Genomic DNA, 24,374 nt, shown 5'->3' with positions numbered 1-24,374 from the left:
TGGCAACGACGGCGGTGCTGGACGAGCGGCCAGCGGCCGCCGCCGGCAAGGAAGACAAATCGGTGCAGGCGTGAGATCTGAACAGTGGTCGGCAGGCCGGCTCGGAGCCGATGTTTCCCTCAACAGTGTGTGCTGGCAGTGGTACCGGGCCGTCGGCTGATGGTGGGCTTCGACCAGGAAATCGAGGTCTCGCCTCCCCTACAGCTGCACACGGACGCCGCCGAACTTCCCCGCCCGCTACCGCGCTCCCCCGGACGCCGCCGTGGCGGTCGGCTCGCCACCTTCCTCGACGGCTTGGCGGCGCTGCTGACCGAACCTGTCGCGACGTTATGGAGACCTTGAACCTGTCGCAGTTGGGGCAACGTGCGGGCGTGGCGGATGGCCCAGTCGCGGATACCTGCCTGGAGCCGGCTGGCCGCGCCCAGGCGAAGCGGTCCGGGACAGCGGGACTGCCCACTGATGACAGCACGTGCAGACTGCCAACCACCCCAGGCCGCCGCCGACGTCGTGAACCGGTTCAGCCGCGAGTCATCATCACCACGGAGACCGGCACCGCCACCATCCCGCAGATGGCCAGGAACCCGCCGACGAAACGCAAAAAGCCCTCGGGCACGGCACGGGCCTTGGCCTGCTGTCGCGGGTTTCGCTCCAGGCCGTTCACGATGAGGGTGTGAATCCCGGCAGCTCCTCTTTCCGTGGCAAAGGCTCCCCCCACGAAGATCACCACTAGTCCCCAGATCAACAGGAACACACCGCCCGCAGCGGGGTCGTTTTGACTGGCGAGAAGCAGCATGCTCGAATCCTTCACTGCCAGGGCCACAGGGGTCAACGCACCGCCGTGACGAGCACCCGGCCCCGACCATGAGGCCACAACCCCCCGAGCGCAGAGGAACAACCGAGGATGGGGAACAACGGAGAGCGGGCCGACAGCGGACCCAACGCGCTCGCCGATGTCTTCCTGCGCAAGGCGGAAGGCCAGCTGCCCATGACGCTGGAGGGCACCGTGCGCTGCGTCCAGAACCGCGCCCGCCTCGTTCACGCGCTGCATGAACGCCTCGGTCCGGCCATGGTACGGAAGCTTGTCGTGTGCTGGAGCGGCGAGGAGTTCGTCGTCACCAACCCCGCCGCGATCGGCCACCAGGTCACCGTGCTGACCGGCAACGACCGGATCACCGCCCTCACCTACCGCAGGTGGCTAGCCTGTGGCCGCACGATCCGGCCGTGCTCGACTCAGCCCGTGGCGAACGGTGTTCTCCGGCGGGGTGGTACCGCCGGTGTCAGCGTGGTGCGGACGCGTACACGTCTCTCACATCGTCCCTGGGCTTGGGCCTGTTCCGGCCGCACGGGCCCGCCGCGAAGGCGTGGAGCAGATTCTCCGTGCTGCGGGTGACGAAAGCTCCCGTACGAGTGTCCATGCCGTGGTTGTGTCCGTTCTCGCGGGTTCCCGCCATCAGAGCCTCGACCCACCGCATCGTCCCGGAGGCGAAGACGCCCGCCCCGCTCGGCACGGTGTAGTAGGCGGAGTCGGCGTGACTGGGCCTGCCCTGACAAACGAGGGGGGAATGGGCGATGATCTCAAGCGGTGCCGGGGTGGGCATGCCGGGAGTGACCCGGTCGTACTCCACCCCGACCAGATGGTCGAAGGAGGCTCCTCGCTTCACGCCTGTCCCCTCGAAGAGCCAGTGGTCGCTCCGGCGGACGACATACGGGGCGTCCACGGGATAGCCCTCGTACAGGACACCGGTCAGAGAGGACTCGGGAGAGGCGCCGGGTGGCTGGCGGAAGTCGTGGGTCCGCATGTCCGGGTGGTCGGCGAGATACGGATCGCTCCGGTAGTTGGTCTTGTAGCAGACGACGGTGCGGTCGGCGCCGGTGGCGTCCGGCTCCAGCCTGACCCTGCGGAAGCAGGCGTTGGCCCCGAGGAAGGCCACGTTCGTACCTGTGTCGCGCGCCCGGGTGACGTACGCCCGTTGCTGCGGCGTCCAGTACTCGTCATGTCCCAGCGAGACAGCTCCGGCCGCGTTGTGGAGAATGTCGGGGTCGCGATGGATGTCCAGGCCCGTGGTGTAGGCGAGCGGGATGCCCAGCTTCTCCGCCAGGACCACCACCGCCCGTTCGTAAACCATGAACTTCTCGGCGCCGTTGCCGTCGTAGGGCCGGTCGAAACTAACGGCGAGCGACCGCGTGCCGTACGCGCCGTTCTCGCCCTGGTAAAGGCTGTAGCCGCCCCACAGGTTGTACGCCTGCCATGTTGCCGGGGCGTGCATCAACACGATTCTGCCCGCGGCGCTCGCCGAGCGGACGATCAGTGGCACATAGTGCTGGTGGGCATCTTCCGAGTCCAGCCGGAGCAGATACGCTCCCTCCGGCCAGCCGCTGGTGCGGACGGGGAGTGTGCGTTGCCAGTCCGCCCGTACGGTACGGGTGGCCTGGACCAGCCGGGGACGGCCCTGGACCGACCCGGCAACACGGTGCGAACGCCAGACCAGTCGCGCCTGCGCCCCGTCGTACCAGCCGACGCGGTAGGCCGAGACCCGGAACGCCGGGGCGGTGGTGGAGACGTACAGGCCGAGCTCCTCGCCCGGCAACACACTCACCTTGTCGGCATAGCCCTCGATGGCCCCGGGCGGTCCCATCGAACGCACCCGCCAGTCGGATTCCCCTGCCCGGGTGGTCTCCCCCCTCTCGACGCGGTGGCCGGCGCCGGGCGGGGTGGACCCGCCGGTCCCGGAGGAGTGGCAACCGGTCACCACCACACCGCCGGCCATCGCCCCGCTCGCTGCCGCAGCGAGGAAGAGCCTGCGGTCCAGCCGACCAGGGGTCCCGGCGTCCTGTCCCTCACCGTGCTTCATGTCGCCCACCGATCCCGTTCTGCAACACTGACACCGGCCATCGTCCCCCGCCACGTGCTCGGGGACGACGAGGCAGAGCCGAACCGGGAAACGGGCCGCGTCGTGTCGCGGCAACGCAAATCTCCCGACTCCCAGGTGCTCGGGCGGACCCCGACGCGACGGTCGGGCCGCCGTCATGCCCGAGTAGCACCGCCAAACGCAGATCGGCAGCCGGCCAGAGCTGACTGCCAATCATGAAAGATCGAGACCAAGAGGCTTGCAGATCATTGACACGCCGTCTTGATCTTGTTGTGGGACTCGGCGGTTTGGTCGAGGACCCTCGCCTGGAGGGCCGCGAGGACGACGGGTGGTGTCGTCGCGGGTGGGATGACGATGCCGTGTGCCTGGAGCAGTTTCCTGCTCTTCAGGAGAGTGCGGTGCATCGCGGTCCGGCTGCTGCCGAACAGGACGGCGAGAGGTTCTGCGGCCAGGGCGGCCCGCAAACTGCGCACGGTGGCCAGGACCTGGTCGGTGAAGGCAAGCCGGGGCGGTCGGCCGCGCCGGGCATCGCCGCCGGGGGCCAGATTTTCTGCGAGCGCGTCCAGTTGCTGCCGGGACATCCCGGTCAGGCCGGGATCGGACAGCAGGGCCTGGTCCCGCGGCGGGGGCGGCTCCTGCGGAGCCCGGACCGCCGGGACGGCAGGGCATGGCTGCGGATGCAGGGCATGGTTCCAGTCGCCGCGAAATGCGTGCCGGGTCAGCGGCAGGGCCGCCATCTCCGCATCGGCGATACGGACTCCGGTGGGGTAGGTGCTGCTGTCGAGTACGGCCTTCTCGCGCAGTCCGGTGCTGGTGGTGGTTGCGGCGATGGACTGGACGATGATTTCGTGGCTGTTCAGTGGGCGGCTGCGCCGGTTCATGGTGATGTGCGAGGACAGCCGGTGCTCGATGTTCCACTTCGATGTGCCGGGCGGCATGTGACACACGGTGATGGTCAGTCCGGTTTCGGCGGCGAGCTGGGCGAGTTCGAGTTTCCAGGCTCGGGTGCGGTAGCCCGTTGGCCTCGCCGGCGTCGGCGGTGATCAGCAGTCGTGTCGCGTGCGGGTAAGCAGCATGGCCCCGGCCGTGCCACCAGCGGCGGATCGATTCCAGCGCGAACGCGGCGGTGTCGTGATCGGTGCCGACGTTGCCCCAGCCGGTGTCCGCCGCCAGATCGTAGATCCCGTACGGGACGGCCTTGCCGAGGTGCGGGTCGGCGAAGCCGTGGACGTGCGCCGGCACCGGGGCACCCGCGGGCCGCCACTGGTAGCCACGATTCTTGAAGTCGCCTACGAACTCCTTCTTCTTGGTGCCCACACTGATCACCGGCTGGCCGGCGTCCCCCGTGCTCGCGGGCCTGCTCGTTGAGGTGGCGGAACTGGGCATCCCGGTCCGGGTGCTGGCTGCCCTCGATCGTCTTGGCTTCAACCTGCAGGCTGAAGCCTTCCGCCCGCAGCAGATCGGCAACGGTGTCGGCACTGACGCGGTGCCCGGACCGGGTCAGCTCCCGCGCGAGCGTGCGGGTGGACTTCACCGCCCACCGCAGCGGCGACATCGGATCGCCCCGTACATCCGGCTCTACCAGCGCCAACAGCGTGGGCCGCAGAACCGGATCCCCCGATCACAGGTGTGAGGACCACGCTGGTGGCCCCCAGGCCACGATCCCCGTCTCCGAGATTGCGCTACCCCCGGACCCGATACCGGCTCGCAGGTGCCGCATCGACGCGTCGAGGTCGATGCCACCCCATGCTCCGTCGATCAGGAACTCTTCCTTCAAGAAGACAAACTTGCCCGCCGTGCCATCCCTATCGCTCAGGCGCGCTCCCTCGACGGGACCGGGCACTGGAAGCTGCACATCACCCGGTACGGCATCTGGCTCGACCCGCAGCCCCAACCTTCCTGCCCGCACTGCCACGGCAGGGGCGGCTGGTGGGCCGGCGGCGCGAACCCGGAGATGGAGGCATGCGGCTGCTGTGCCGACCGGCGCGAGCTGCACATCCGTCTCCCGCCCGTCCCGGCCCGGGACGAGCCGCCGTTCTAATAGCTCATCGGTGGGCCCGAGCACGTAAACGCAAGGGACACCAAGCGAGGTGGAAGCCTGCCGCCGTTCCGGGACTGAGATCCCCGTGTTCAGACCGGCTCCACCACGCCTGCCTGTCTGTACTGTCGGGAGCGCGGGTACTCGCCGAAATTGGCGACGACCGCGAACGCTTCGCAGATGCCAGAGCGGTGAAGGCGTACGCTGGCGCGGCTCCCGTCACCCGGGCCTCAGGCCGTAGCCACGTCGTCGTGGCCCGAGCAGTCAAGAACCAGCGGTTGACTGCCGCCGGGTACATGTGGGCCTTCGCCGCCCTTCGCACTGAGGCCCCACGGGCCCACTACGATCGACGACGAGCAGGCGGAGAACGCCACACAGCCGCGCTCAGAAACTTGTTCAACAAGTTGCTCGGCTGCCTCTACCACTGTCTTCAGAACCGAGCGCACTACGACCCCGATCGCGCTTTCGCAGTGCCTCTGGACATCGCCGCCTAGATGCAATACCGGTGACTTTGGTAATGCTGGCTCGTTGAGTTGGTGTGCCAAGGCCCGGACAGTTGAAGGTAGTTGAGGGCGATCGGTTTTCGGATCGCATCGCCCTTGGAGTGCTCACGCGTGCGTTTCCGCCGGAGTTGGTGGATGAGGTGGTGGCGGAGTGCGGACGCACCGAGGAACGTCAGCGTCTGCTTCCCGCTCGGGTGGTGATGTATTTCGTGCTGGCGATGTGCCTGTTCTCGGGGCAGGGGTATGAGGAGGTCGGACGGCTCCTCACCCAGGGCCTGGAACGCGAACGCCGCTGGTCGAAGACGTGGCGGGTGCCCACCAGCGGGGCGATCGGACGGGCCCGGTTGCGGCTGGGGGCGGAACCGATGAAGGCGTTGTTCGCCAGGGTCTGTCGGCCCGTGGCGCTCCCGGCGACGACGGGAGCGTGGTTTCGGGGTCTGCGGTTGGTGTCGGTGGACGGGACGACCTTCGACCTTCCCGATACGCAGGCCAACGCCGCCTTCTTCGGACGGCCGGGAACGGGGCGTGGCCAGGGCAGGAGCGCGTATCCGCAGGCCAGGGCCGTGGCCCTGGTCGAGTGCGGTACCCACGCCGTGTTCGCCGCCGACGTCGCGCCACTGGCGGTGCATGAGACGGCCCTGGCCCACCGTCTGTTCCCCTCGCTGACCAGAGGAATGCTGCTCCTGGCGGATCGGGGCTTCCTCGGCTTCGATCTGTGGCGGGCCGCCGCGTCGACCGGCGCGGACCTGTTGTGGCGGGTCCGGAGCAACGCGGTCCTGCCCGTGGTGGCCGCGCTGCCCGATGGCTCGTATCTGTCGGAGATCGTTGCCGCCCGGGACAAGAACCGGCGGGCCGACCCGGCACAGGTTCGCGTCATCGAATACGCCTTGGGCCCAGGTGGGGAGGGCGCCGTTTACCGGCTGGTCACCACGCTCCTGGACCCGGCCACCGCACCGGCCGTGGAGCTCGCTGCGCTCTACGCCGAGCGCTGGGAGATCGAGACGACCTTCGACGAGATCAAGATCCACCTGGGCGGACCCGGATTCGTTCTGCGCTCCCAGTATCCGGTCGGGGCCGAGCAGGAGATCTTCGGGTTCCTCCTGGTGCACCACGCCCTGCGCGACCTCATGCACCAGGCCGCCCGGCAGGAGAGGGAGGATCCGGACCGGATGTCCTTCACCCGCACCTTGCGCGTCGTCCGCCGGCAGACCACCAGCCAGGCGGGATTTTCCCCCCTCCCGGCTCACCCGGGCACTGAAGCAGACCCTGCGTGAAATCACCGAACGCCTCCTGGAACCACGGCGGTTACGGTCCAACCCGCGAGTGATCAAACGCAAAATGTCCAACTGGGCACTCAAACGCACCGAACACAACAACCCACCTCGCCCGGCCACCCCCGCCGTCACCCTCGTCGAACCCACCAAAACATCCCCAAACCCACGAATTAAGCACTAAAGCACCGGTATTGCGCCTAGATGACCGATTCCAAGGGGTCAGTGGTCGTAGGCGGTCAGTGAGCGTAGGACGGGCTGGCTGGTGTGGTCGTTGTGCCAGATCGCGGCCGTCAGCGCGAGGATGCGTTGCATGACGCGGGCGACCACGCCGCCCGGTGTGCGGCCTCGGTGCTGTTCGAGGTCAAGCTGGCCCTTGAAGGTCTCGTTGACCGACTCGATGACCTGCCGCAACGGCTTGAACAGAGTGCGGTGGCGAGGGAGTCCAACTCTGTCTTCACACACTGACGTTGGGCTCCCTCCTTCCAACCCCGCGGGCGATTCTCTGGAACGGATCAGCATGTGGAGATCGATGGCTCCCGCGGACTCAGGCGCCCACGGTCCCGTCGACACCTTCACGCAGAAAGTCCGCGTGCCCGTTGTGGCGGCCGTACTCCAGAAGCACGTGCACCATCACCATCCGCAGCGACACCTCCTCGCCCCATCGTGGCTGATACCCGGCCTGGTCCAGGGACTCAGCCTCCCGCTCGATACGGCGCGAATTCTCCACCTCGGCATCCCAGGCCACGAACGCCTCGTCCCTGGTCGACGCACTCGCGTCGTACGCTGCCTGAAAGTCGATCTTGTCGGACCAGACCATGGGCGCGTCGTTGTCCTCGAACACTCGACGGAACCAAGCACGCTCCACCTCCGCCATGTGCCGCACCAGACCGAGCAGCGAAAGCGTGGACGGCGGCATCGACTGCTGCCGCAGCTCCTCGTCGGTGAGCCCTTCGCACTTCATGGCGAGGGTTGCGCGGTGGTAGTCGAGGAAAGCCCGCAGCATGTCGCGTTCGCTGCCAAAACTGGGCGGTCCTATGCGATTGTCGCTGGTCATTGGTCGTGCTCCTCATCCGTGCCTGCGTTGAGGGCCAGTATCTAATCCCGTCGACTGTCCCCATACGAGTGGCCGTCAACCGGACCTGAAGGCTCATTGGACCCCGCAGCCGAAACTACCCCTTGGAATCGACCATCTAGAGGCAATACCGGTGATTTAGGTGTTCTTCTGGCGTCTGCTGGCGGGTTTGGTGGGCGGGATGAGTGTGATTGCTGCTGCGGGTGGTCGGGGTGGGTTGCGGTGGTGGGTGTGTTTGAGGTGCCAGTTGGCCATCTTGCGTTTGATGACACGGGGGTTGGAGCGTTGCCTGCGGGGTGGCAGGAGTCGTTCCAGCAGCTCACGGATGGTGTGAGTCAGGGCTCGACTGAGTCGTGAGGGGGGAAAGTGCCGCCTGGTCGGTGACGTGGCGGCGAGCGATGCGAAGGGTGCGGGTGAAGGACAGCCTGTCGGGGTCGAGGCCGGCTTGGTGAGCGGTGTGGTGCATGACGTCCCGGAGTGCGTGGTGGACAAGAAGGAAACCGTAGATTTCCTGCTCGACGCCATCGGGGTACTGGGAGCGCAGGACGAGGCGCTGTCCGCCCTGATGGGTCTTGATCTCGTCCAGGGTGTTCTCGATCTCCCAGCGCTGATGGTAGAGGCCCGCCAGGTCGGCCGCAGGGGCCTCCTGCGGGTTGCAGATGGTCGTGATCAGCCGGTAGACCGTGTCGTCGTCACGGCCGAGGGTGTACTCGATGACGCGGACCCGGACCGGATCCCGGCGCTTGCGGTCGCCTGCCGCAACGATCTCGGACAGGTAGGAGCCGTCGTCGAAGGCTTCGAGGACCGGGAGCACGATGTTCTTCCGGACGCGCCACAACAGGTCCGCGCCCGTGCCCGAGGCGGCCCGCCACAGCTCGAAGCCGGTGATGCCGCGGTCGGCCATCAGCAGCATTCCCGGCTCGAGCCGGCCCAGCAGGCCGGGAATCAACTGCTGTTCATGAACCGACAGCGGGCCGGTCGCCGCGGCGAACACCGCGTGTGTCCCGCACTCCACCAGCGCAGCAACCCTCACCTGCGGGTAGGCACTGCGCTGCTGTCCCCTGCCCGAGCCGGGACGGCCGAAGAAAGCGCTGTTCGCCCCGGTGTCCGGCACATCGAAGACCGTGCCGTCCACCGCAACCAGACGCCACCGCCGATACCAGGCACCAGCAGTATCCGGGGCGGCCACCGGCCGGCACACTCGCGCGAACAGCACCTTCAACGGCTCCGGCCCCAACCGCCGACGGGCCCGGCCGATCGCCGCTGTCGTCGGCACCCGCCACGGTTTCTCCCACCGCCGCACCCGCTCCAGCCCCTGCGTCAGCAGCCGGGCCACCTCCTCATAGCCCTGCCCGGAGAACAGACACATCGCGAGCACGAAATAGACCACCACCCGGGCCGGCAACAGCCGCGACCGCTGTTCCAGACGCCCACACCCAACAACCACCTCATCCACCAACTCGGGCGGGAACACCCGCGTCAGCACACCCAGAGCGATCCGGTCCGACAACCGCTCACCCGACGACTTCACCTGTCCAGGCCTTGGCACACCACACCCAACGACCTGAGGTTCCCCCGAGATGCGGGGATGGGTGACAGAGGGTCAGATGGGTCTCATGAGAGGAGCCCAGACGATGCCTGCCCCGAGAAAATACCCGCTGGAGTTGCGTGAGCGTGCGGTGCAGATGTACCGGACTGCCGAGCCGAAGCCTGTGATCCGTCGTATGGCCGAGGAGCTCGGCGTGCACCACGAGGCCCTGCGTAACTGGATCCGCCAGGCCGAGGCCGACGCCGGCGAGCGGGGCGACCTGCTCACCACCGCCGAGCGTGAGGAACTTGCCGCCCTGCGCAAGGAGAACGCCCAGCTCAAGCGGGCGAACGAGGTCCTGCGGACGGCCTCGGCTTTTTTCGCGGCCCAGCTCGACCCGACCCGGCCCAGGTGACCGCGCTCCTCGACGCGCACCCGCATCTGGGGGTCGAGCCCGTACTCCGGGAACTTTCCATCCCCTCCTCCACCTACTACCGGTGGCGCCAGGCCGAGACCGAGCCGTGCGAACGAAGCCGCCGGGACGCCGAGCTGACCAGCAGGATCCGCCAGGTCCACGCCGAGTCCGGCGGGATCTACGGCTCACCCCGCGTGCACGCCGTCCTCAGGCGTGAGGGCGTCCACGTCGGCAGAAAGCGCGTCGAGCGGCTCATGCGCCAGGCCGGCCTGGCCGGGATTAGCCCCCGCCGGGGCAAGGGCTTCACCCGGCGCGACCCGGACGCCGATCTCGCCCCTGACCTGGTCGGGCGCGACTTCACCGCGAACGGGCCGAACCGGCTGTGGGTCACCGACCTGACCATGATCCCCACCGGGGAGGGGCCGCTGTGGCTGTCCGCGATCCGCGACGCGTTCTCCCGCCGGGTGGTCGCCTGGGAGACCTCCGCCCGCGCGGACGCCGACCTGGTCCTCACCTCGCTGGAATACGCCCTGGCCAACCGCGAAGTCGCCCCCGGCGAGCTCATCCACCACGCCGACCACGGCTGTCAATACACGTCCGTGAAGCTCACGACACGCCTGGTCAGGGCCGGTATCCAGGCGTCCATGGGCTCGGTCGGCGACTCGTTCGACAATGCCCTGGCGGAGAACCTGTGGATGGTCATCAAGACCGAGTGCATCCGCGGCCGCGTCTTCGCCACCAGGGCCGAAGCGAACCTCGCGCTCTTCGAGTACATCGACGGCTTCTACAACCCCCGCCGCATCCAGAAACGGCTGGGCTACCTCAGCCCGATCGAGTACGAGGAGAAGCACTACGCCAACCAGGCAGCAGCCGAACAAGTGAACCTGAAACCACGTCAACCCGCCCTGACCAGCTAGTCAGCCACTCCCGCACAGCGGGGGAACCTCAACCCACCACCAACAAAGTCACCGGTATTGCATCTAGAGGACTTGTCCGGCCGATCACCTGGCCACCAGTTCCGGGCTGTGGCCACTCGCTACGGCGAGCGTGGATTCGTCAATCTCGGCACCCTGACCGCCGCCTCGGCCGTCGGCTGGCTCCGCAAGTCATCGCCCGTCAGGCTCATCGCCTAGCAGGCGGGCGTGCAGGTGCATGTCGTGTCGGCCGTCCTCATGCACGGCGGCGCTGCGCTTGGTGCCTTCCAGGAGGTAGCCAGTTTTTATGGCGACTCGGCAGGATGCCGCGTTGCGTGTCGAGTGGTCCAGCTCCAGGCGGTGGAAGCCAATCTCGTGCAGGGCCCAGGCGGTGAGCGTGGCGAGGGCACCGGAGGCTACTCCGGCGCCTCGGGCCGCCGGGAGCACCCAGTACGCGACGTTGGCAGTGCCGTCGTCGAAGTCCAAGCCGCGCAGGGCGATCCGGCCGATCACCTCACCGCTGTCCCGGGTGACCGCCCAGTGGCCGCCCGTTTCTCGTTGCCAGTCCCGCCGGTAGACGTCGAACCACTCCTGGACCTGCGTCTCGGTCAAGGGCCGTCGCGTGTGCCAGCGACGGATCTCGTCGTCACGATAAGCGGAGAGGAACCCTGGCGCGTCGCCTCCTTCCCAGGGGCGCAGCAGCAGACCGCCGAAGGCCGTGAGCACAGGTTGAGGGGAACTGGCGAGCGAGCCGAAGGAAATGACGGGCTTCGTCGAGAGAGCGCGAGTCATGGAGCCATGATCGGCCGAAGCTGGCCCCACACGTCAAGGTCACAGACTCAGCTCTTCCAGCGATCGGCCGGACAAGTCCTAGCGCCGACTTGACCCACCAGCGACATGAGATGTCTGTACGCCCCGCCCCTGCCGGTGTGGCCGGGGTCGCGACCACAGGGGGGCCGCGCATCGGCAAAGGGCCTCCACCCGCCTCCTTCGCCCTCTTCGAGATCAGGAGAACCGCAGCATGTCTCGTCTGCCCATTACTACTGAGCGTCTCGCCCTGTTCGACACTCTGCTGGCCACCCTCGGCGAGCAGCATCCCGCCTGTAACCACGGGGTCCAGGGCAGCAAGGCGGCTTCGCGGAAGCGGTTGCACGGCGAGGACCTGGTCCACGCCGACGGCTCCCCGCCGCCCCGGACTCCACCCGCCCGACCATGAACCATCAGCGCCCTCGGCCAGCGCGCCGTCGCCTGCCACTGCCTTTCTCTCGGGCTTGAAGTCGAGTGGACGCGACGGGCGCCACGTTTTACCAGCTCAGTGGCATGACTCGTTCGGTGCCATGTGCGCGACAGGTGTCGCGGATACAGGCTCGTTCCGATGCCAGACCGCGGCGTGTTGGCTGTTCAGCGCTGGTGCCAGACCAGCGTGTAGCGCCAGAACAGTCGCCGGCGCAGCCGTGCGCCGGGTAGTTCATGGCGAGCCTCGCGCACGATGTCTGCGAAATTCATGGTCGCCGGTCGGGTCGGGGCAGTCATCGAGGTCGGTCGCGGTGACTTGCGGCCCTTGTTCTTGATCCATGCCATGGCGACATTCGACGGAATGGCGACGGCGTCGATCAGGTAGTCGCTCCGAGACTGCGGGCGGTAGAGACCGATGACGACCAGGGTTCCGCCGGGCGCCAGGTGCTGTCGAAAGCGGGTTAGGGCGTCGCTAAACGGCAGGTGATGGATGGTGGCGACACATGTGATGACGTCGTAGGGGCCAGGGGGTATCTCGTTCAGTGCGTCTCCGACGGTGAAGGTCACCGGGGCGGGCGGGGCTGTGAGCTCCCGCGCGCGAGCGACGATGTCGGCGTCCGCGTCGACGCCGTGCACCACTCCTGCCCGTGAGGCCAGGAGCCTGGCAAGGTCACCGCTGCCCGATCCGACGTCCAGGGCGCTGTTGAAGCGTCTCGGGAGCTGGCGCAGGATCCACTGGTGGTAGTGGGCGTTGTGGTCCCAGGGATGGGTGGCATGGAACTGTTCGAGTGCTCGAAGGATGCGGGGCAGCAGTGTCGTCATGGCGTGAGTCCATCAGAGGTCGGTCGTCTGGGACACCGTCGTCGGGTGACCGCTGACGGCGATGATGCGGTCAGCGGTTGAGCTGGGCCATCAGCTCACGGTTCGCGGCGCGGGCGGCTTCGAGGTCTTCGTCCCGTTCCGCAAGTTCGCCGCGGAGGTCGAGAATCTGCTGTTCCAGCTCGGTGGCGCGGCGTGTGAGCGTCTCGATGTCGGCCGGGGCGCCGAGGCCGGATGCTTCCCAAGCCGTCTGGCCCAGAGCCTCGGACAGGCGCCGTTCGAGCCGGGTGATGTGCGCGGCCAGTCTTCCGTTGCGGGCCGTGAGGTTCGCGACGTCGGCCAGCAGCGACTTGCGGCTGACCTGCGTTCCGGCAGTCGTGCTGGGCAGGGGCTGGCCCGCGCGGGCGATGACGGCTGCGTGCAGATCACCGTGGCGGTGAATCAGGCTGCGGTGAACGCCGGCGGCACGGGCGACCGAGGAAACGCTGATCTCCTCGCCGGCGGAGGCCAGTTGGTCGAGGGCTTTGAACACTCGGTTTCTTCGACGGTCGGAGTCAGCGGCCCGCGCTCGGGTCAGGTGGTCCGGTGATGCGCTCACGCGTCACGCTCCAGCCGCAGGTCCGGCTCGGGCGGACGGATGCCGGGCATGCCCAGGGAGACGGTGCGGGACTTGCGCAGGGTCCGGGTGGCGTCCTTGATCTGCTCGCGTTCGTCCTCGGTGAGCCCTTCGAGGTCGGTCTCGACGCGGCGGATCAGTGTGCGGATGCGCTTGATCTCCTCGTCGGACGGAGTCGCTTCGGTGCGGGCCCAGGCGTCGAGGTCCGAGGCCGCGGCGAGACGTTCGCGGTCCCTCAGCAGGGTGTCCAGGTAGGTCCGCAGCTCAGTCCACGCCGCTCCAGATGACGATGGTGATGTATTCATGCGTTGGCGTCTCCCGCGTGACAATTCGGTCGTAGGTTGCCCAGATCGCCGAGTGGCAAGACCCGGTGGTACGCGTTCATCTCATCTCGCCGTGGCGGGCACACCTGCGTGATCATGCCGGACATTGCATCCACCACGATCGCCAACAGGCAACCGACTATTTCTTCAGGTGCCCGGACTGCATCTGCGGCCTCTACCTCGCCGGGCCGAACCTACGATCCGTACTTCGCACGCGGCCTGACCTCGCGTCAACCCCAGAAGGACTTCCGGAGCGGACCACTGAGCTTGCGATTTTAGCTTCTGTCGTCACTCTGTGTGTTTACTGGTGGTCCGTTCGCTCTTGCGGTAGGGCGGTCGCTTGGATTTCGGGCGGTTCTTCGAGCCTTTCGGGCGGCCTGGGCCGGGGCGGGTGGGTTTCGGCGAGTCGGCGGGTGTGCCGATGCGTGCGCGGAGTCGGCGGAAGCCGAGGCGGACCTTGTAGGGGCTGAGGGACTTACCCGGGCCCGGTCTTGGGTGCCAGGGGCGGCGCAGGTCGTCCACGAGGTGGCGGGCGAGGCGTAGTTGGGCGTAGGCGCCCATGGCCAGGGACACCCACCGGTCGGTGGCTGCCGCCGAGCTCAGGTGCGCGCTGGCCAGCCCGAGATAGGACTTGGCGAAGCGGTGGAAGTGCTCCTGGTCGAAGCGCCGCAGGTGGGCCTTCCAGAGCAGGTCCGGGTCGGCCGGAACGGGGCCGGCGTGCCACAGCCACAGGTCCTTGGGTGGCTTGCGGCCGTCGGGCAGGTGGTCGACGACCACTTGCAGGACCGTGCCGCGCACGATCGGCAACTGCTTGTCCCGCGGCCAGTTGGCCCAGCGGCCGGTGCTGCCGAGTTTTTGGTGCAGTCCGCTCCAGGCGCGGACGGTCACGGTGCCGTACAGCTCGGACTCCACGGTGCGTTCGAAGTCGGGGGCGTGTCGTTTGGCGGGGTCGGAACAGGAGAACTCCGCGCCGTGGCGCGGCGGCGCGCCCATCTGGCCCGGTCGCCGGGGCGGGGGGTCGAGGTAGAAGACCCGGGTGGCGCGCAGCCGGACCAGCAGTTGCACGTCATGGCCGGCCAGGGCGTGGGTGAGGTCGGTTGCGTAGTTCCCAGCGTCGAGCAGGACCAGCGGCGGCGGGTCGCCGGGCTGCCACTTCCCGGTCGCGGTCAGGTCTTTGAGCAGCCCGGTGATCTGGTCGATCGTGACGTCGGTGTGCTCCTCGCCGGGCCGCAGTCGGCGTGCCTCGATGGGGTCGACCCAGGAGGAGGACCCCCACTGGATGCCGACGAGCAGGCTGTAGGGCCAGCCGGGCAGCCAGCGATCCCCTCCCTTGCCGCGGACCTGCACCATCGTCCGCTCGTCGGCGTACTCGGCGTCGGGGCGCGCGTGCGGAGTGGTGTCGATCGCGAACATCAGCGGCTCGCCTGCCCTGGCCGGGGCCGACAGGCCGATCAGCAGGTGCCGCAAGCGGCTACTGCTTATCTGGCCATGGGCCAGGGCGTCGTAGACAGAGCCGTGTCGTCGGCGGAACTCCGGCTCCAAGGACAGCTCTACCGGTGATCGCACCGGGCCCTGCGCGCACAGCATCGCGTCCGCCAACTCGAACAGGGCATCCCCGCGGCGGGTGAAGCAGGCATGGAGACCCGCACGGAACCTGGATAACTCGGACAACGCCTCGACGCGGGCAGGGCTGTCTTGCAGACTGTCCATCACGGCCTTCTGGTGCAGCTGGATCTCTGGCGAGAACCCAGCGTCACCCGAAGGCCGTTCCCATGTCCGGCGAACAGCAGAACCCCAACCTAAACGATCTTCGCGTCCTAAAATCGCAAGCTGAGTGAGTGCCATTGAATGCCTTGCTGGAGGGGGCCGGAGCTGACCACACCCCAGGGGAGGGCGAGTCGCTGTCCATGATGAGGTCGCCGGACTCGGTGTTGCCTTCGTCGGACAGAGTGGTGTCCAACAAGACGGGTTCCTTGGTGTAGGCGTTGAGTTCGGCCAGCCGTTCCACCGGGATGCCCGCCTCCTGCGCCAGTTCTTCCCGGGTGGGCTCGTTCCCGGTGCTGTGGATCAACTCGCGATCGAGGGTTTCCCGGTTGTGCTGGGCGCCCTCGCACATCTCGCAGGGGACGTAGACGTCCGGGAGGAAGTTCTTCTCGACCTTGATGGTGCCGTCGCCGTAGCAGTGTTCGGAGCGGCCGCCCTTGATGTTGAAGGAGAACCGGCCGGGCTGGTAGCCGCGCAACTTCGTCTCCGGGGTCCGGGCGAACAGCTTGCGAAGGTGGTCGAAGACGCCCGTGTACGTCGCCGGGTTGGAGCGTGGGCTCCGGCCGATCGGCGACTGGTCGACCTGGACCACCTTGTCGATGTGCTCGATCCCGGTGATGGTGCGGTGCCGGCCCGGCACCTTGTGCGCGCGGTGGATGCGCTGGGCGAGCGCGGTGTGCAGAATGTCGTCGACCAGGGTCGACTTGCCGGAGCCGGGGGCGCCGGTGACCGTGGTGAACAGGCCGAGCGGAAACGACACCGTCACGTTGCGCAGGTTGTGCTCGGCCGCCGCGTGCACGGTGAGGGCGCGGCCCCGGGCCGGCTCTCTGCGCCGGGCGGGCAGGGGGATCGTACGGCGTCCGGAGAGGTAGGCGCCGGTGACGGACTCGGGATGTACGCCCAGTTCCGGACGCCCTGGTCCGCGCCTGTGGACAGACCGCCGCCCGCTCCTTCCCTCAACCGTCGGCGTCCGGGCGGAAGTTGAGGACGAAGCGGGCGCGCTCGCCGTTGATGCGGCGCCGTACGAACAGCACGGGCTCTCCGTCTGGGGTGCAGCTCACGCCTTCGCGGACGAGGAGCGGGGTGCCCGCCGGGACGCCGAGGAGGTCGGCGTCGCCGATGTCGGCTCCGATGGCGCTGAAGGCCCGCCAGTCGTATTCCAGGACGATGCCGGCGCTCTGGGCCAGGACTCGGACGATGTTGTCCACTCGTCCGGGGGCGGACAACTCCTCGGGCAGGAGAGAGGACTTCAGCCAGTAGCTGCTGATGCCCCACGGCTCGGGGCCGATGACGATGATGCTCTCCAGGCGTGAGAGCTCGGCGGGGTCGCACCGCAGGTGGCTCGCGGCCTCGGTGTCGGCCGGGGTGCGGGGCGCGGGGATGACGGCGGTGATCCGCTCGCCGCTGTCCGCTGCGTCACCGGCGTCGGACGCCCCGCGGGGAATGGCAGTGGTGAGGCTGCCCAGGTCGAAGCGCTGGCTTCGCGGGTCGACCGCGATCGAGACGCGGGCGATGGGGGCGCGGACGAACGTTCCCACTCCCCTGCGGATCTCGACGGAAGCGGCGCGTTCGAGTTCGGCGATGGCCTGGCGGATTGTCAGCCGGTTGACGTCGAACTCCTCGCACAGTTCCGGCTCGCTGTGCAGCCGGGAGCCGGCTGGGAGGTCGCCGGAGTCGATCCGGTCCTGGATCTTCCGGGCGAGCTGCAGGTAGATCGGGGCGGTTCTTCTGCGGTTCGACACCCCTGGATTCTACGAGCCGAGATGGCGGGCGACCCGCGCGATCGCGCACGAAGGGGGCCGGCGAACCGCCCGTTCATCCAAGGTTCAGCAGAGCGACCACTGAGTTCGACACGGAGCCCCACCCGGGACGTATAGACATCTAGATGTCTTGCTCGTTTCTCTGCAGTTCCCGACTCAGGAAGGCTCCCATGCCGCTGCTGAACTTCCGCGACCCGGCCTCCGTCGCCGACCCCCGGGGCGACCGTATCCGCCCGGGAATCCTGTTCCGCTCAGCCCAGCCCGATCCCGTCGCGAACGCCGGCACCGTCGAGGAGCTGCACACCCACGGTATCCGCGTCGTAGTGGACCTGCGCAGCCCCGACGAGCGCGGCGACGCCGACTGGGCCGCCGCCGAAGAGGCGGGCATCACCGTCGTCCGGGCGCCCGTCGTTCCGGACGACACCGACGCCGTCGCCGGCCCAGGAATCGCTTCCCTGCGGACCTCCGCCGATCTGGGCCGGTTCTACGCCGACCTCGCCGAGTCCGCTACCGCGGCCCTGGCCGACGCGGTCCGGGCCGCCGCCGGACCGGGCGCGGCACTCGTGCACTGCGCCGCGGGGAAGGACCGCACCGGCCTCCTGGTGGCGCTGCTGCTGGAACTCGCGGGAGTGCCCGACGACAACATCGCCGACGACTACGTCCGTACGGCCACGGCGCTCCCGGAGATCCTCTCCGCTCTCGCCAGCCGGCACCGCATCGCCCTGAACGACGGCGCCGGCGACGACGACGAGGGGTACGGGGCGGCGGGACGGCCGGTCGTTCCCGCGCCGTTGCTCCAGGCCCCGCGCGAAGCGATCGAGGTCTTCCTGGAGACCATGCGGGTCCGTCACGGCAGCGCCGAGGCTTTCCTGCTGGGATGCGGGGTCGAGGCGGCGGCCATCGACGGCTTCCGTGCCAAGGCTGCCGCCGAAGCCGCCCTGCCCGCGACCGCCGCTGCGGCGCCTCGGCCCGCCCTCTCCCCCTCCTCCCGCCCGGCAGGAGAACCCCTCGCATGACCGACGTGCTGCGCAAGACCCCCACCCCCGAACCACCGCCCTCCGACCGCCTTCCCGGGCACGAGGTACCGGCTCCGCGCCGGGTCGTCGCCGGACTGGTCTTCACCGAGCTCCTGATCGGGATCGGCTTCGCCATGCCACTGGTCGCCTCGCTCAGCCTGAAGGTCAACGAGATCGCACCGGACGACAAGGAGAGCGTGCTGAGCGCCGTCATGGCGGCCGGGGCCGTCACCGCGTTCCTCCTCAACCCGGTCTTCGGCCATCTGTCGGATCGCACCGCAGGGCGCTTCGGCAGACGCAGGCCGTGGATTCTCGGTGGTCTCACCGCCGGGCTGCCGGCCGCCGTGGTGATGGCCACGGCATCCTCGCCCGCCCAGCTGATGCTGGGCTGGATCCTCGCCCAGGCCGCGTACAACGCGGCGCTCGCCGCTCTCGCGGCGGTGATCGCCGACCGGGTGCCGGCCACGCAACAGGCCACCGTGTCCGGCCTGTTCGGAGCCGCCCAGTTCGCCTCCGTCTTCCCCGCCTTCCTCCTCGTCGGCCTCGTACCCGACAACACCGCGGCCCTGCTGCTGATCCCCGGCATCGCCGGTGCCGCGGGCGCCGCCGTGTCGTGGACCCTGCTGCGCGGCGAGAAGGCCGTCCCCGCCGGGGAGCGGACCCCGGTGAGCCTGCGCTCGGTCTTCACCAGCCTGCTGTTCGACCCGCGCACCTCCCCGGCCTTCACCGCGGTCTGGCTGCAGCGCTTCCTGCTCCAGGGCGCCAACGCCCTGATCAGCTCGTTCGGCCTCTACTACCTGATGTCCCGCCTGGAGATGTCGACGGCCGAGGCCGCCGTCCTCCTCTCGACCACCGGCATGCTCTCCGTCGTCGGCAACGTCGTCGCCGCTGCGGTGTTCGGGAAGTTGGCCTCCCGCACCGGCGCCTACCGGGCTTTCGTCGTCGCCTCCGGCCTGCTGATGGCCACCGCCATGGTCATCAAGATGCTGTCCGCGGCCGCGTGGCCGATCTACCTCTCCACCGCCGTCGCCGCCATCGGCCTCGGAGCCTTCTACGCCGTCGACATGGCCCTGGTCCTGCGCGTCATGCCCACCAGCACCGACGCCGCCCGCTGGCTCGGCGTGTTCAACATCGCCAAATCCCTGCCACAGTCCATCGCCCCCCTGCTCGCCCCGCTCCTCCTGGGCCTCGGCGCGGACCCGGTCGGACCTGCGACCGACGGCAAGAACTACTTCGCCCTCTACCTCGGCGGGGCCCTCGCCGCGCTCGCTGCCGTCGCGCTCACCCCGCTGATCCGGCACCCCCGCCTCACCCGCGACTGACACCCGCCACTCCACGCCCCGCGCCATCCGACGAAAGGCACGACCGTGACCTCCCGCCTCCACCACCACGACGGCACACCGTTTCGCGACCTCAATCACAACGGCACCATGGAGCCGTACGAGGACCCCCGCCTGCCGGTCGACGACCGCGTCGAGGACCTCTTGGGCCGGATGACCCTGGCGGAGAAGGCCGGTCAGATGTGCCACGGCCGGATGGCCGCCGGCGACAACGCCTACATGCCGTCCGGCGCCGACCTCATAGCCGAGCGGCACATCACCCACTTCGCGATGATCCAGGTCCCCTCCGCCGGCACCATGGCCGCGTGGAACAACCACATCCAGGACCTCGCCGCCACCACCCGCCTCGGTATCCCGGTGACCCTCTCCTCCGACCCCCGCCACGGATTCACCGCCAACCCCATGACGGCCCACACCGACGGCGGATTCAGCCCGGGTCCCGAACCGATCGGCCTGGCCGCGACCGACGATCCGGCACTCGTCGAGGAGTTCGCCGCGGCCGCCGCCCAGGAACTGCGCTCCGTCGGAATCCGCTTGGCCATCCATCCGATGGCCGATCTGGCCACCGAACCGCGCTGGGCCCGCATCAGCGGCACCTTCGGCGAGGACGCCGACCGCGCCGCGCGAATACTCGGCGCCTACATCCGCGGCATGCAGGGCGACACCCTGGGTCCGGACAGCGTGGCCTGCATGACCAAGCACTTCCCCGGCCACGGCCCGCAGGCGGGCGGGGAGGACTCCCACTTCGCCTACGGCAAGTACCAGGCGTTCCCCGGCGACAACCTCGAATACCACCTCAGGCCCTGGGAAGCAGCGTTCGCCGCCGGCACCGCCCAGGTCATGCCCTGCTACTCGATCCCCTCCGGCAGCGGCCTGCCCGAGGTCGCCGCCAACTTCAACCGCGAAGTGATCACCGGGCTGCTCCGGGGCCGATACGGCTTCGACGGCGTCGTGTGCACCGACTTCAACTCCCTCACCGGCATGGAGATCCCCGGCATCGTCCAGCTCCCGCCCCGGAACTGGGGAGTGGAACACCTCTCCCTCGCCGAGCAGGTCCTCATGCAGCTCGACGCCGGTGTCGACCAGCTCGGCGGCGAGACCCGCCCCGACTGGATCGTCGATGCCGTCCGCTCCGGCGCCGTCAGCGAAGAACGCGTCGACACCTCCGTACGCCGCATCCTGCGCGACAAGTTCCGCCTCGGCCTCTTCGACGACCCCTATGTCGACACCGACAAGGCAAGCACCCTGGTCGGCGCGGCCGAGGCCCGTCTCCTGGGCCGCCGGGTCCAGCTGCGATCCCTCGTCCCGCTCACCGACCGCGCGAAGACACTGACGGCGCTCCCCGAGGCACCGGCCCTCTACGTGGAGAACATCGCCCCCGAGACGGCCGCCCGGTACGGCCGCCTCGTCGACCGCCCCGAAGAGGCCGACCTCGCGGTGCTGCGCCTGACCGCCCCGTACGAGAAGCGGGAGGGATTCCTGGAGCAGCACTTCCACGCCGGGTCCCTCGAATTTCCCGCCGCCGAACTGGCCCGGCTGCGGGCGCTGTGCGCGACCGTCCCCACCGTCATCGACGTGCACCTCGACCGGCCCGCGATCCTCACCGGGCTCGCCACCAAGGCAGCCCTGCTCCTGGGCAGCTTCGGCGCCGACGACGACATCGTCCTCGACGTGGCCTTCGGCCGCGCGGTGGCCGAAGGAACCCTTCCCTTCGACCTCCCGTCCTCCATGCGGGCGGTCGAGGACTCCCGCGAGGACGTCCCGTTCGACACCTCCGAACCGCTGTTCAGCTGTGGGCACAGCGCGCTCGCGCACTGACACCACCCCTGCGGGATCTCGCGGACACGACCCCATCCCGCCGGTCAGCGGGCGCCGGCCACCTCGGCGAGATTGCGGGAGAGGGCGGCGGCGCATGCCTCCCTCTCCCGACCCCGACCGACCGACAACGCAAGCGCCGCACTCCTCAAGTAGCGGCCCAGACCACCTGCACACCTCCAAAACAACGTGCACAACCCCCAGGCCGAGAGCCCGAAATGGTCTGGTCGCACCAGAGCGTCGCGTTCGAGGAAGACCTCGCGGCCGCCCACGCCTGGGCCGAGGTGCACGGCCACTTGTTGCCTCCCGCCACCGCGGTCGGCGAGCACGGGCGCCCGTCGGGACCTGGGCCAGGAATCTGCGGTCCGCTGCCCGGATCGCGGATCAGATCGCGCAGCGGCGTGAGGCCGGCCTTCCCGTCGAAACCAGCGCGGGTGCCCCGACGGAGGCGCGGCGCGCAGCGCTGGAAGAGATCGATCCGGGATGGTGCCCAGCCTGGGTTGCAGGGTGGCACCGGTATTTCCGACTCGTCCAGGCCCACGTCCAGGGCGGCGGAACCGTACCCATGGCGGCCGGGAAGGTGGTCGTCCAGGGCGACGGCCTCGGGCGGTGGGTAGCGCGCAGCGGCACGGGTGGGGCCAGTTCGTACCGGCCCAGCCGTGAGTCTTTTTCAACCTCAGTTCGAGCAGGTCAGGTACAGGGTGAGGACAGCTTGGACGATCTCGGTGATGCGGATGGCGGAGCATCGCAACTTGCGCAGGATCCGCCAGGTCTTGAGGGTGGCCATGGCCTGCTCGACGAGCGCGCGGATCTTGGCGTGTGAGCGGTTGACGGCTTGCTGACCTGCGGACGGCTTCCCCGGCGTCCCCAGTGGGGAAGGCGGACGGTGCCACCGGCGCGGGCAGCCGGCACCATCGGGTGCCGCGCTCCCGGCGGCTGGTCCGCAGGCAGGCCGACAGGTAGCGCAGGCTCGCGGTGGACACATCGGCGCCGGAGGGATGGACAAGCACGACGAAGGTCCTGGTAGAACAGGCGATCTGGGTCCTGAATCCGTCTACCGGAAGCTTCTTTCCAGACACCGCCCACCTCAACTACCCACCTGCGCGCAGATGCTAGTGCCGTATCAGGCGACATTCGCCTCGCTGGTGGAGTGCGGAGGAGTAAATCGGTGGGGTGACGCAGAGGAATCTGCCACGATCATCGGATGGGCGTATTGGATGCAGTGGCAGGCAGGGTTGCCGGCGGGGCCACCGTGACGTTCCGGCCCAGCGGCTCCTCGATGGTCCCGCTGATACGCAGTCGGCAGCCAGTGGTCGTTGCTCCGGTCGATCCGTCGAAGTTGGAGGTCGGGGACATCGTCCTCGCCCGTGTCGCCGGGACGGTCTACTTGCACTTGGTGTCGTCTGTGGACCTCCCCGGAAAGCGGGTGCAGATCAGCAATAACCGTGGCCGCGTCAACGGCTGGACCAGCCACGATCGTGTCTTTGGTATCTGTGTGGCAGTCGACGGCGTCACCCGGTCGGGAGCCGTGGGCAAGACGCCAGCGGCCGACTCCAACGACTCCTCCTGAACCGACAGGGCAAACGTTGCCTGGTGCGGCACTGGATCAGCTGCATCTCCAGCCTCGTCCCGGCCTGCCTCACCCTCCCCCGGGCTGCACGAGCTGAGGTCGGAAAAGGCTCACTGTCGGTGGTCACGGTCGGTGGGTGCTGCCAGTACGCGTTGATCGTGAGGACCAGGAGTCGACGTGCGGCGGGGTGTACGCAGGTGGGTGCGGTGCGCGGTCATGGGTGGGCGGGGTTGATGCCGTCGATCTCGACCAGAAGGTGGCGGGGCCCGCGCAGACCGGGGCTCGCGCGGTAGGGCGGCGGATCGGCGACGAGTCGGGGGTTCTTGAGCCGGTATGTCAGCTCGGCGAGGGCGATCTGCGTCTCGGGACGGGCCAACGGGGCACCGAAGCAGTAATGGACGCCTCCGCCGAAGCCGAGGTGCTCGTTGTGCTCGCGATCGGGGTCGAAGCGGTCGGGGTCCGGGACGAAGTCGGGGTCGCGGCTGCCGGCGGCCAGCACGAGGGTGACCGGTGAGCCCTTGGGGATGGTGGTGCCGGCGATCTCGATGTCGTCCAGGGTGTTCCGGTTGTTGGACAGGAACTGCACCGGTGGTTCGTAACGCAGGAGTTCCTCGACCACCCGGGCGGCCAGATCGGGTTCGTCCCGGCGGCGTAGCCGGTCCAGCACCTCGGGGTGCCGCAGGAGGGTGAGCATGCCGTTGGTGATGAGGTTGACGGTCGTCTCATGGCCGGCGACGAGCAACAGAGCCGCATTGCTCAGTATCTCTTCGGGTGACATCGGCGCCTCGTCGCCGTCGCCACTGAGGAGTCCGGAGAGCAGGTCGTCGCCGCGTTGGTCATGGCGGGCGCCGAGGAGCTCGGCGAAGTACTGGCCGAGGTCGGCGATGGCCTTCGCGCGCCGGCGCTGCCGCTCCGCGATCCCTCCGGTGGTCGGGTCGGTGGCCCGGACGACCGCGTCGGACAGTGCCTGAAATCGTGCTTCGTCCTCACGCGGCACTCCCAGCAGTTGGCAGATCACCGTGACCGGGAAGGGGTAGGCGAAGTCGTCGACGATGTCGACCCGGGTCGTGCCCGACCGATCCTTCCCCGCGAAGCCGTCGATCTCGTTGGTCACGATCTCGAACAGGTGGGGAATCATGCTGTCGATGCGATCTGGACGGTGGGGCGGGCCGAAGTTCCGCGTCAGCAGACGCCGGAGCCGGTCGTGCTCGGGAGGGTCGGTCTGGATGAAGGTGGGCGGGAGTGTGGGAGTACCCTCTTCGGCCGCTTGGGCCGACGTGTCAGCGGCCAGCTCGGGGAGGTTTCGCATGTCCGAGCTGAGCCGTGGGTCGTGTAGCAGGGCGACGATCTCCCGGTAGGTGCTCACGACATAGCTCCCGTCCTCCATCCGTGCCACGGGTGTCTTGCGCAGTTCGGCGTAGAGCGGGTACGGGTCGGCGCGGTGCGAGTGGTCGAGGATCTGCTGCCAGGTGCTGGTCTGGGTCATGGGGGGGCATCTCCC

20 protein-coding genes and 5 pseudogenes are annotated in these 24,374 nt (G+C 68.6%); 10 read left to right on the top strand and 15 right to left on the bottom strand.

The features are described from left to right. Positions 1 to 517 precede the first annotated feature (517 nt). The 3 genes and pseudogenes from OG520_RS38590 to OG520_RS38580 form a co-directional block, all read right to left on the bottom strand. Positions 518 to 1,138: a hypothetical protein gene (locus OG520_RS38590; protein WP_406016241.1), complete on the bottom strand. Its 621-nt coding sequence runs from the start codon at positions 1,136 to 1,138 to the stop codon at positions 518 to 520. Positions 1,139 to 1,277: 139 nt separating this feature from the next. Then, a complete protein-coding gene (locus OG520_RS38585; RefSeq protein ID WP_406016240.1) occupies positions 1,278 to 2,852 on the bottom strand; it encodes a N,N-dimethylformamidase beta subunit family domain-containing protein in 1,575 nt (524 codons plus the stop codon). 263 nt (positions 2,853 to 3,115) lie between these two features. Next, a pseudogene (locus OG520_RS38580) lies at positions 3,116 to 4,485 on the bottom strand (ISAzo13 family transposase); the annotation flags it as partial. Between the two features lie 96 nt (positions 4,486 to 4,581). On the opposite strand from OG520_RS38580, the gene OG520_RS38575 reads away from it, so the two are divergent. From OG520_RS38575 to OG520_RS38565, 3 genes and pseudogenes are all read left to right on the top strand, one after another. Beyond that, positions 4,582 to 4,911: a hypothetical protein gene (locus tag OG520_RS38575; protein ID WP_406016239.1), complete on the top strand. Its 330-nt coding sequence runs from the start codon at positions 4,582 to 4,584 to the stop codon at positions 4,909 to 4,911. Between the two features lie 113 nt (positions 4,912 to 5,024). Further along, positions 5,025 to 5,402 (top strand): annotated as a pseudogene (locus tag OG520_RS38570) (transposase); the annotation flags it as partial. A 44-nt stretch (positions 5,403 to 5,446) separates the two neighbouring features. Next, complete coding sequence (locus tag OG520_RS38565; protein WP_266356457.1) at positions 5,447 to 6,685, top strand: IS4 family transposase; 1,239 nt, start codon at positions 5,447 to 5,449, stop codon at positions 6,683 to 6,685. Between the two features lie 219 nt (positions 6,686 to 6,904). On the opposite strand, the pseudogene OG520_RS38560 reads toward OG520_RS38565, so the two are convergent. From OG520_RS38560 to OG520_RS38550, 3 genes and pseudogenes are all read right to left on the bottom strand, one after another. After that, a pseudogene (locus OG520_RS38560) lies at positions 6,905 to 7,108 on the bottom strand (IS982 family transposase); the annotation flags it as partial. A gap of 121 nt (positions 7,109 to 7,229) precedes the next feature. Continuing rightward, a complete protein-coding gene (locus OG520_RS38555) occupies positions 7,230 to 7,739 on the bottom strand; it encodes a DinB family protein (protein WP_093531971.1) in 510 nt (169 codons plus the stop codon). 337 nt (positions 7,740 to 8,076) lie between these two features. After that, positions 8,077 to 9,306, bottom strand: a complete 1,230-nt coding sequence (locus OG520_RS38550; RefSeq protein ID WP_406015422.1) for an IS4 family transposase — start codon at positions 9,304 to 9,306, stop codon at positions 8,077 to 8,079. Positions 9,307 to 9,391: 85 nt separating this feature from the next. On the opposite strand from OG520_RS38550, the gene OG520_RS38545 reads away from it, so the two are divergent. Then, positions 9,392 to 9,700, top strand: coding sequence for a transposase (locus OG520_RS38545; protein WP_329196993.1), 309 nt, complete (start codon positions 9,392 to 9,394; stop codon positions 9,698 to 9,700). Continuing rightward, positions 9,697 to 10,617 (top strand): IS3 family transposase, encoded by a 921-nt coding sequence (locus tag OG520_RS38540; protein ID WP_331747561.1) that lies wholly within the window; start codon positions 9,697 to 9,699, stop codon positions 10,615 to 10,617. The genes OG520_RS38545 and OG520_RS38540 overlap by 4 nt, the downstream gene beginning before the upstream one ends. A gap of 189 nt (positions 10,618 to 10,806) precedes the next feature. On the opposite strand, the gene OG520_RS38535 is transcribed toward OG520_RS38540, so the two are convergent. Continuing rightward, positions 10,807 to 11,406, bottom strand: a complete 600-nt coding sequence (locus OG520_RS38535; protein ID WP_406016238.1) for a GNAT family N-acetyltransferase — start codon at positions 11,404 to 11,406, stop codon at positions 10,807 to 10,809. Between the two features lie 229 nt (positions 11,407 to 11,635). On the opposite strand from OG520_RS38535, the gene OG520_RS38530 reads away from it, so the two are divergent. Next, positions 11,636 to 11,830, top strand: a complete 195-nt coding sequence (locus tag OG520_RS38530) for a hypothetical protein (protein ID WP_406016237.1) — start codon at positions 11,636 to 11,638, stop codon at positions 11,828 to 11,830. A gap of 185 nt (positions 11,831 to 12,015) precedes the next feature. Here OG520_RS38530 and OG520_RS38525 read toward each other — a convergent pair whose 3' ends face one another. The 6 genes and pseudogenes from OG520_RS38525 to OG520_RS38500 form a co-directional block, all read right to left on the bottom strand. After that, positions 12,016 to 12,672 carry a class I SAM-dependent methyltransferase gene (locus tag OG520_RS38525; RefSeq protein WP_406016236.1) on the bottom strand — a complete coding sequence of 219 codons (657 nt, stop codon included), beginning with the start codon at positions 12,670 to 12,672 and terminating at the stop codon, positions 12,016 to 12,018. 70 nt (positions 12,673 to 12,742) lie between these two features. After that, on the bottom strand, positions 12,743 to 13,201 hold the full coding sequence (locus OG520_RS38520) for a hypothetical protein (protein WP_406016235.1): 459 nt from the start codon (positions 13,199 to 13,201) through the stop codon (positions 12,743 to 12,745). A gap of 62 nt (positions 13,202 to 13,263) precedes the next feature. Further along, on the bottom strand, positions 13,264 to 13,590 hold the full coding sequence (locus OG520_RS38515; protein WP_406016234.1) for a transposase: 327 nt from the start codon (positions 13,588 to 13,590) through the stop codon (positions 13,264 to 13,266). 306 nt (positions 13,591 to 13,896) lie between these two features. Next, on the bottom strand, positions 13,897 to 15,318 hold the full coding sequence (locus tag OG520_RS38510; RefSeq protein ID WP_406016233.1) for a transposase: 1,422 nt from the start codon (positions 15,316 to 15,318) through the stop codon (positions 13,897 to 13,899). 43 nt (positions 15,319 to 15,361) lie between these two features. Continuing rightward, positions 15,362 to 16,327: pseudogene (locus OG520_RS38505) on the bottom strand (sigma-70 domain-containing protein); the annotation flags it as partial. A 1-nt stretch (position 16,328) separates the two neighbouring features. Further along, positions 16,329 to 17,114: a GntR family transcriptional regulator gene (locus OG520_RS38500; RefSeq protein ID WP_406016232.1), complete on the bottom strand. Its 786-nt coding sequence runs from the start codon at positions 17,112 to 17,114 to the stop codon at positions 16,329 to 16,331. A 188-nt stretch (positions 17,115 to 17,302) separates the two neighbouring features. Here OG520_RS38500 and OG520_RS38495 point away from each other — a divergent pair, with 188 nt between their 5' ends. The 3 genes from OG520_RS38495 to OG520_RS38485 are packed head-to-tail and all read left to right on the top strand — an operon-like array spanning position 17,303 to position 21,306. Then, the gene (locus OG520_RS38495) at positions 17,303 to 18,148 is read left to right on the top strand and encodes a tyrosine-protein phosphatase (RefSeq protein ID WP_406016231.1); all 846 of its coding nucleotides are present in this window, start codon (positions 17,303 to 17,305) and stop codon (positions 18,146 to 18,148) included. Further along, on the top strand, positions 18,145 to 19,470 hold the full coding sequence (locus OG520_RS38490; RefSeq protein WP_406016230.1) for an MFS transporter: 1,326 nt from the start codon (positions 18,145 to 18,147) through the stop codon (positions 19,468 to 19,470). The genes OG520_RS38495 and OG520_RS38490 overlap by 4 nt, the downstream gene beginning before the upstream one ends. A 45-nt stretch (positions 19,471 to 19,515) precedes the next feature. Then, positions 19,516 to 21,306 (top strand): glycoside hydrolase family 3 protein, encoded by a 1,791-nt coding sequence (locus OG520_RS38485; protein WP_406016229.1) that lies wholly within the window; start codon positions 19,516 to 19,518, stop codon positions 21,304 to 21,306. A gap of 673 nt (positions 21,307 to 21,979) precedes the next feature. Here OG520_RS38485 and OG520_RS38480 read toward each other — a convergent pair. Beyond that, positions 21,980 to 22,200 (bottom strand): annotated as a pseudogene (locus OG520_RS38480) (transposase family protein); the annotation flags it as partial. A gap of 307 nt (positions 22,201 to 22,507) precedes the next feature. Between OG520_RS38480 and OG520_RS38475 the strand changes: the two are divergent. Further along, a complete protein-coding gene (locus OG520_RS38475) occupies positions 22,508 to 22,873 on the top strand; it encodes a S26 family signal peptidase (RefSeq protein ID WP_406016228.1) in 366 nt (121 codons plus the stop codon). A gap of 214 nt (positions 22,874 to 23,087) precedes the next feature. Here the strand turns inward: OG520_RS38475 and OG520_RS38470 are convergent, their stop codons facing one another. Continuing rightward, positions 23,088 to 24,359: a cytochrome P450 gene (locus OG520_RS38470; RefSeq protein ID WP_406016227.1), complete on the bottom strand. Its 1,272-nt coding sequence runs from the start codon at positions 24,357 to 24,359 to the stop codon at positions 23,088 to 23,090. Positions 24,360 to 24,374 lie beyond the last annotated feature (15 nt).

The sequence above is a fragment of the Streptomyces sp. NBC_00984 genome (assembly GCF_045162475.1).
Lineage (GTDB): Bacteria > Actinomycetota > Actinomycetes > Streptomycetales > Streptomycetaceae > Streptomyces.
The sequence above is the reverse complement of the archived record's forward strand: the minus strand, read 5'-3'. Positions and strand labels throughout refer to the sequence as shown.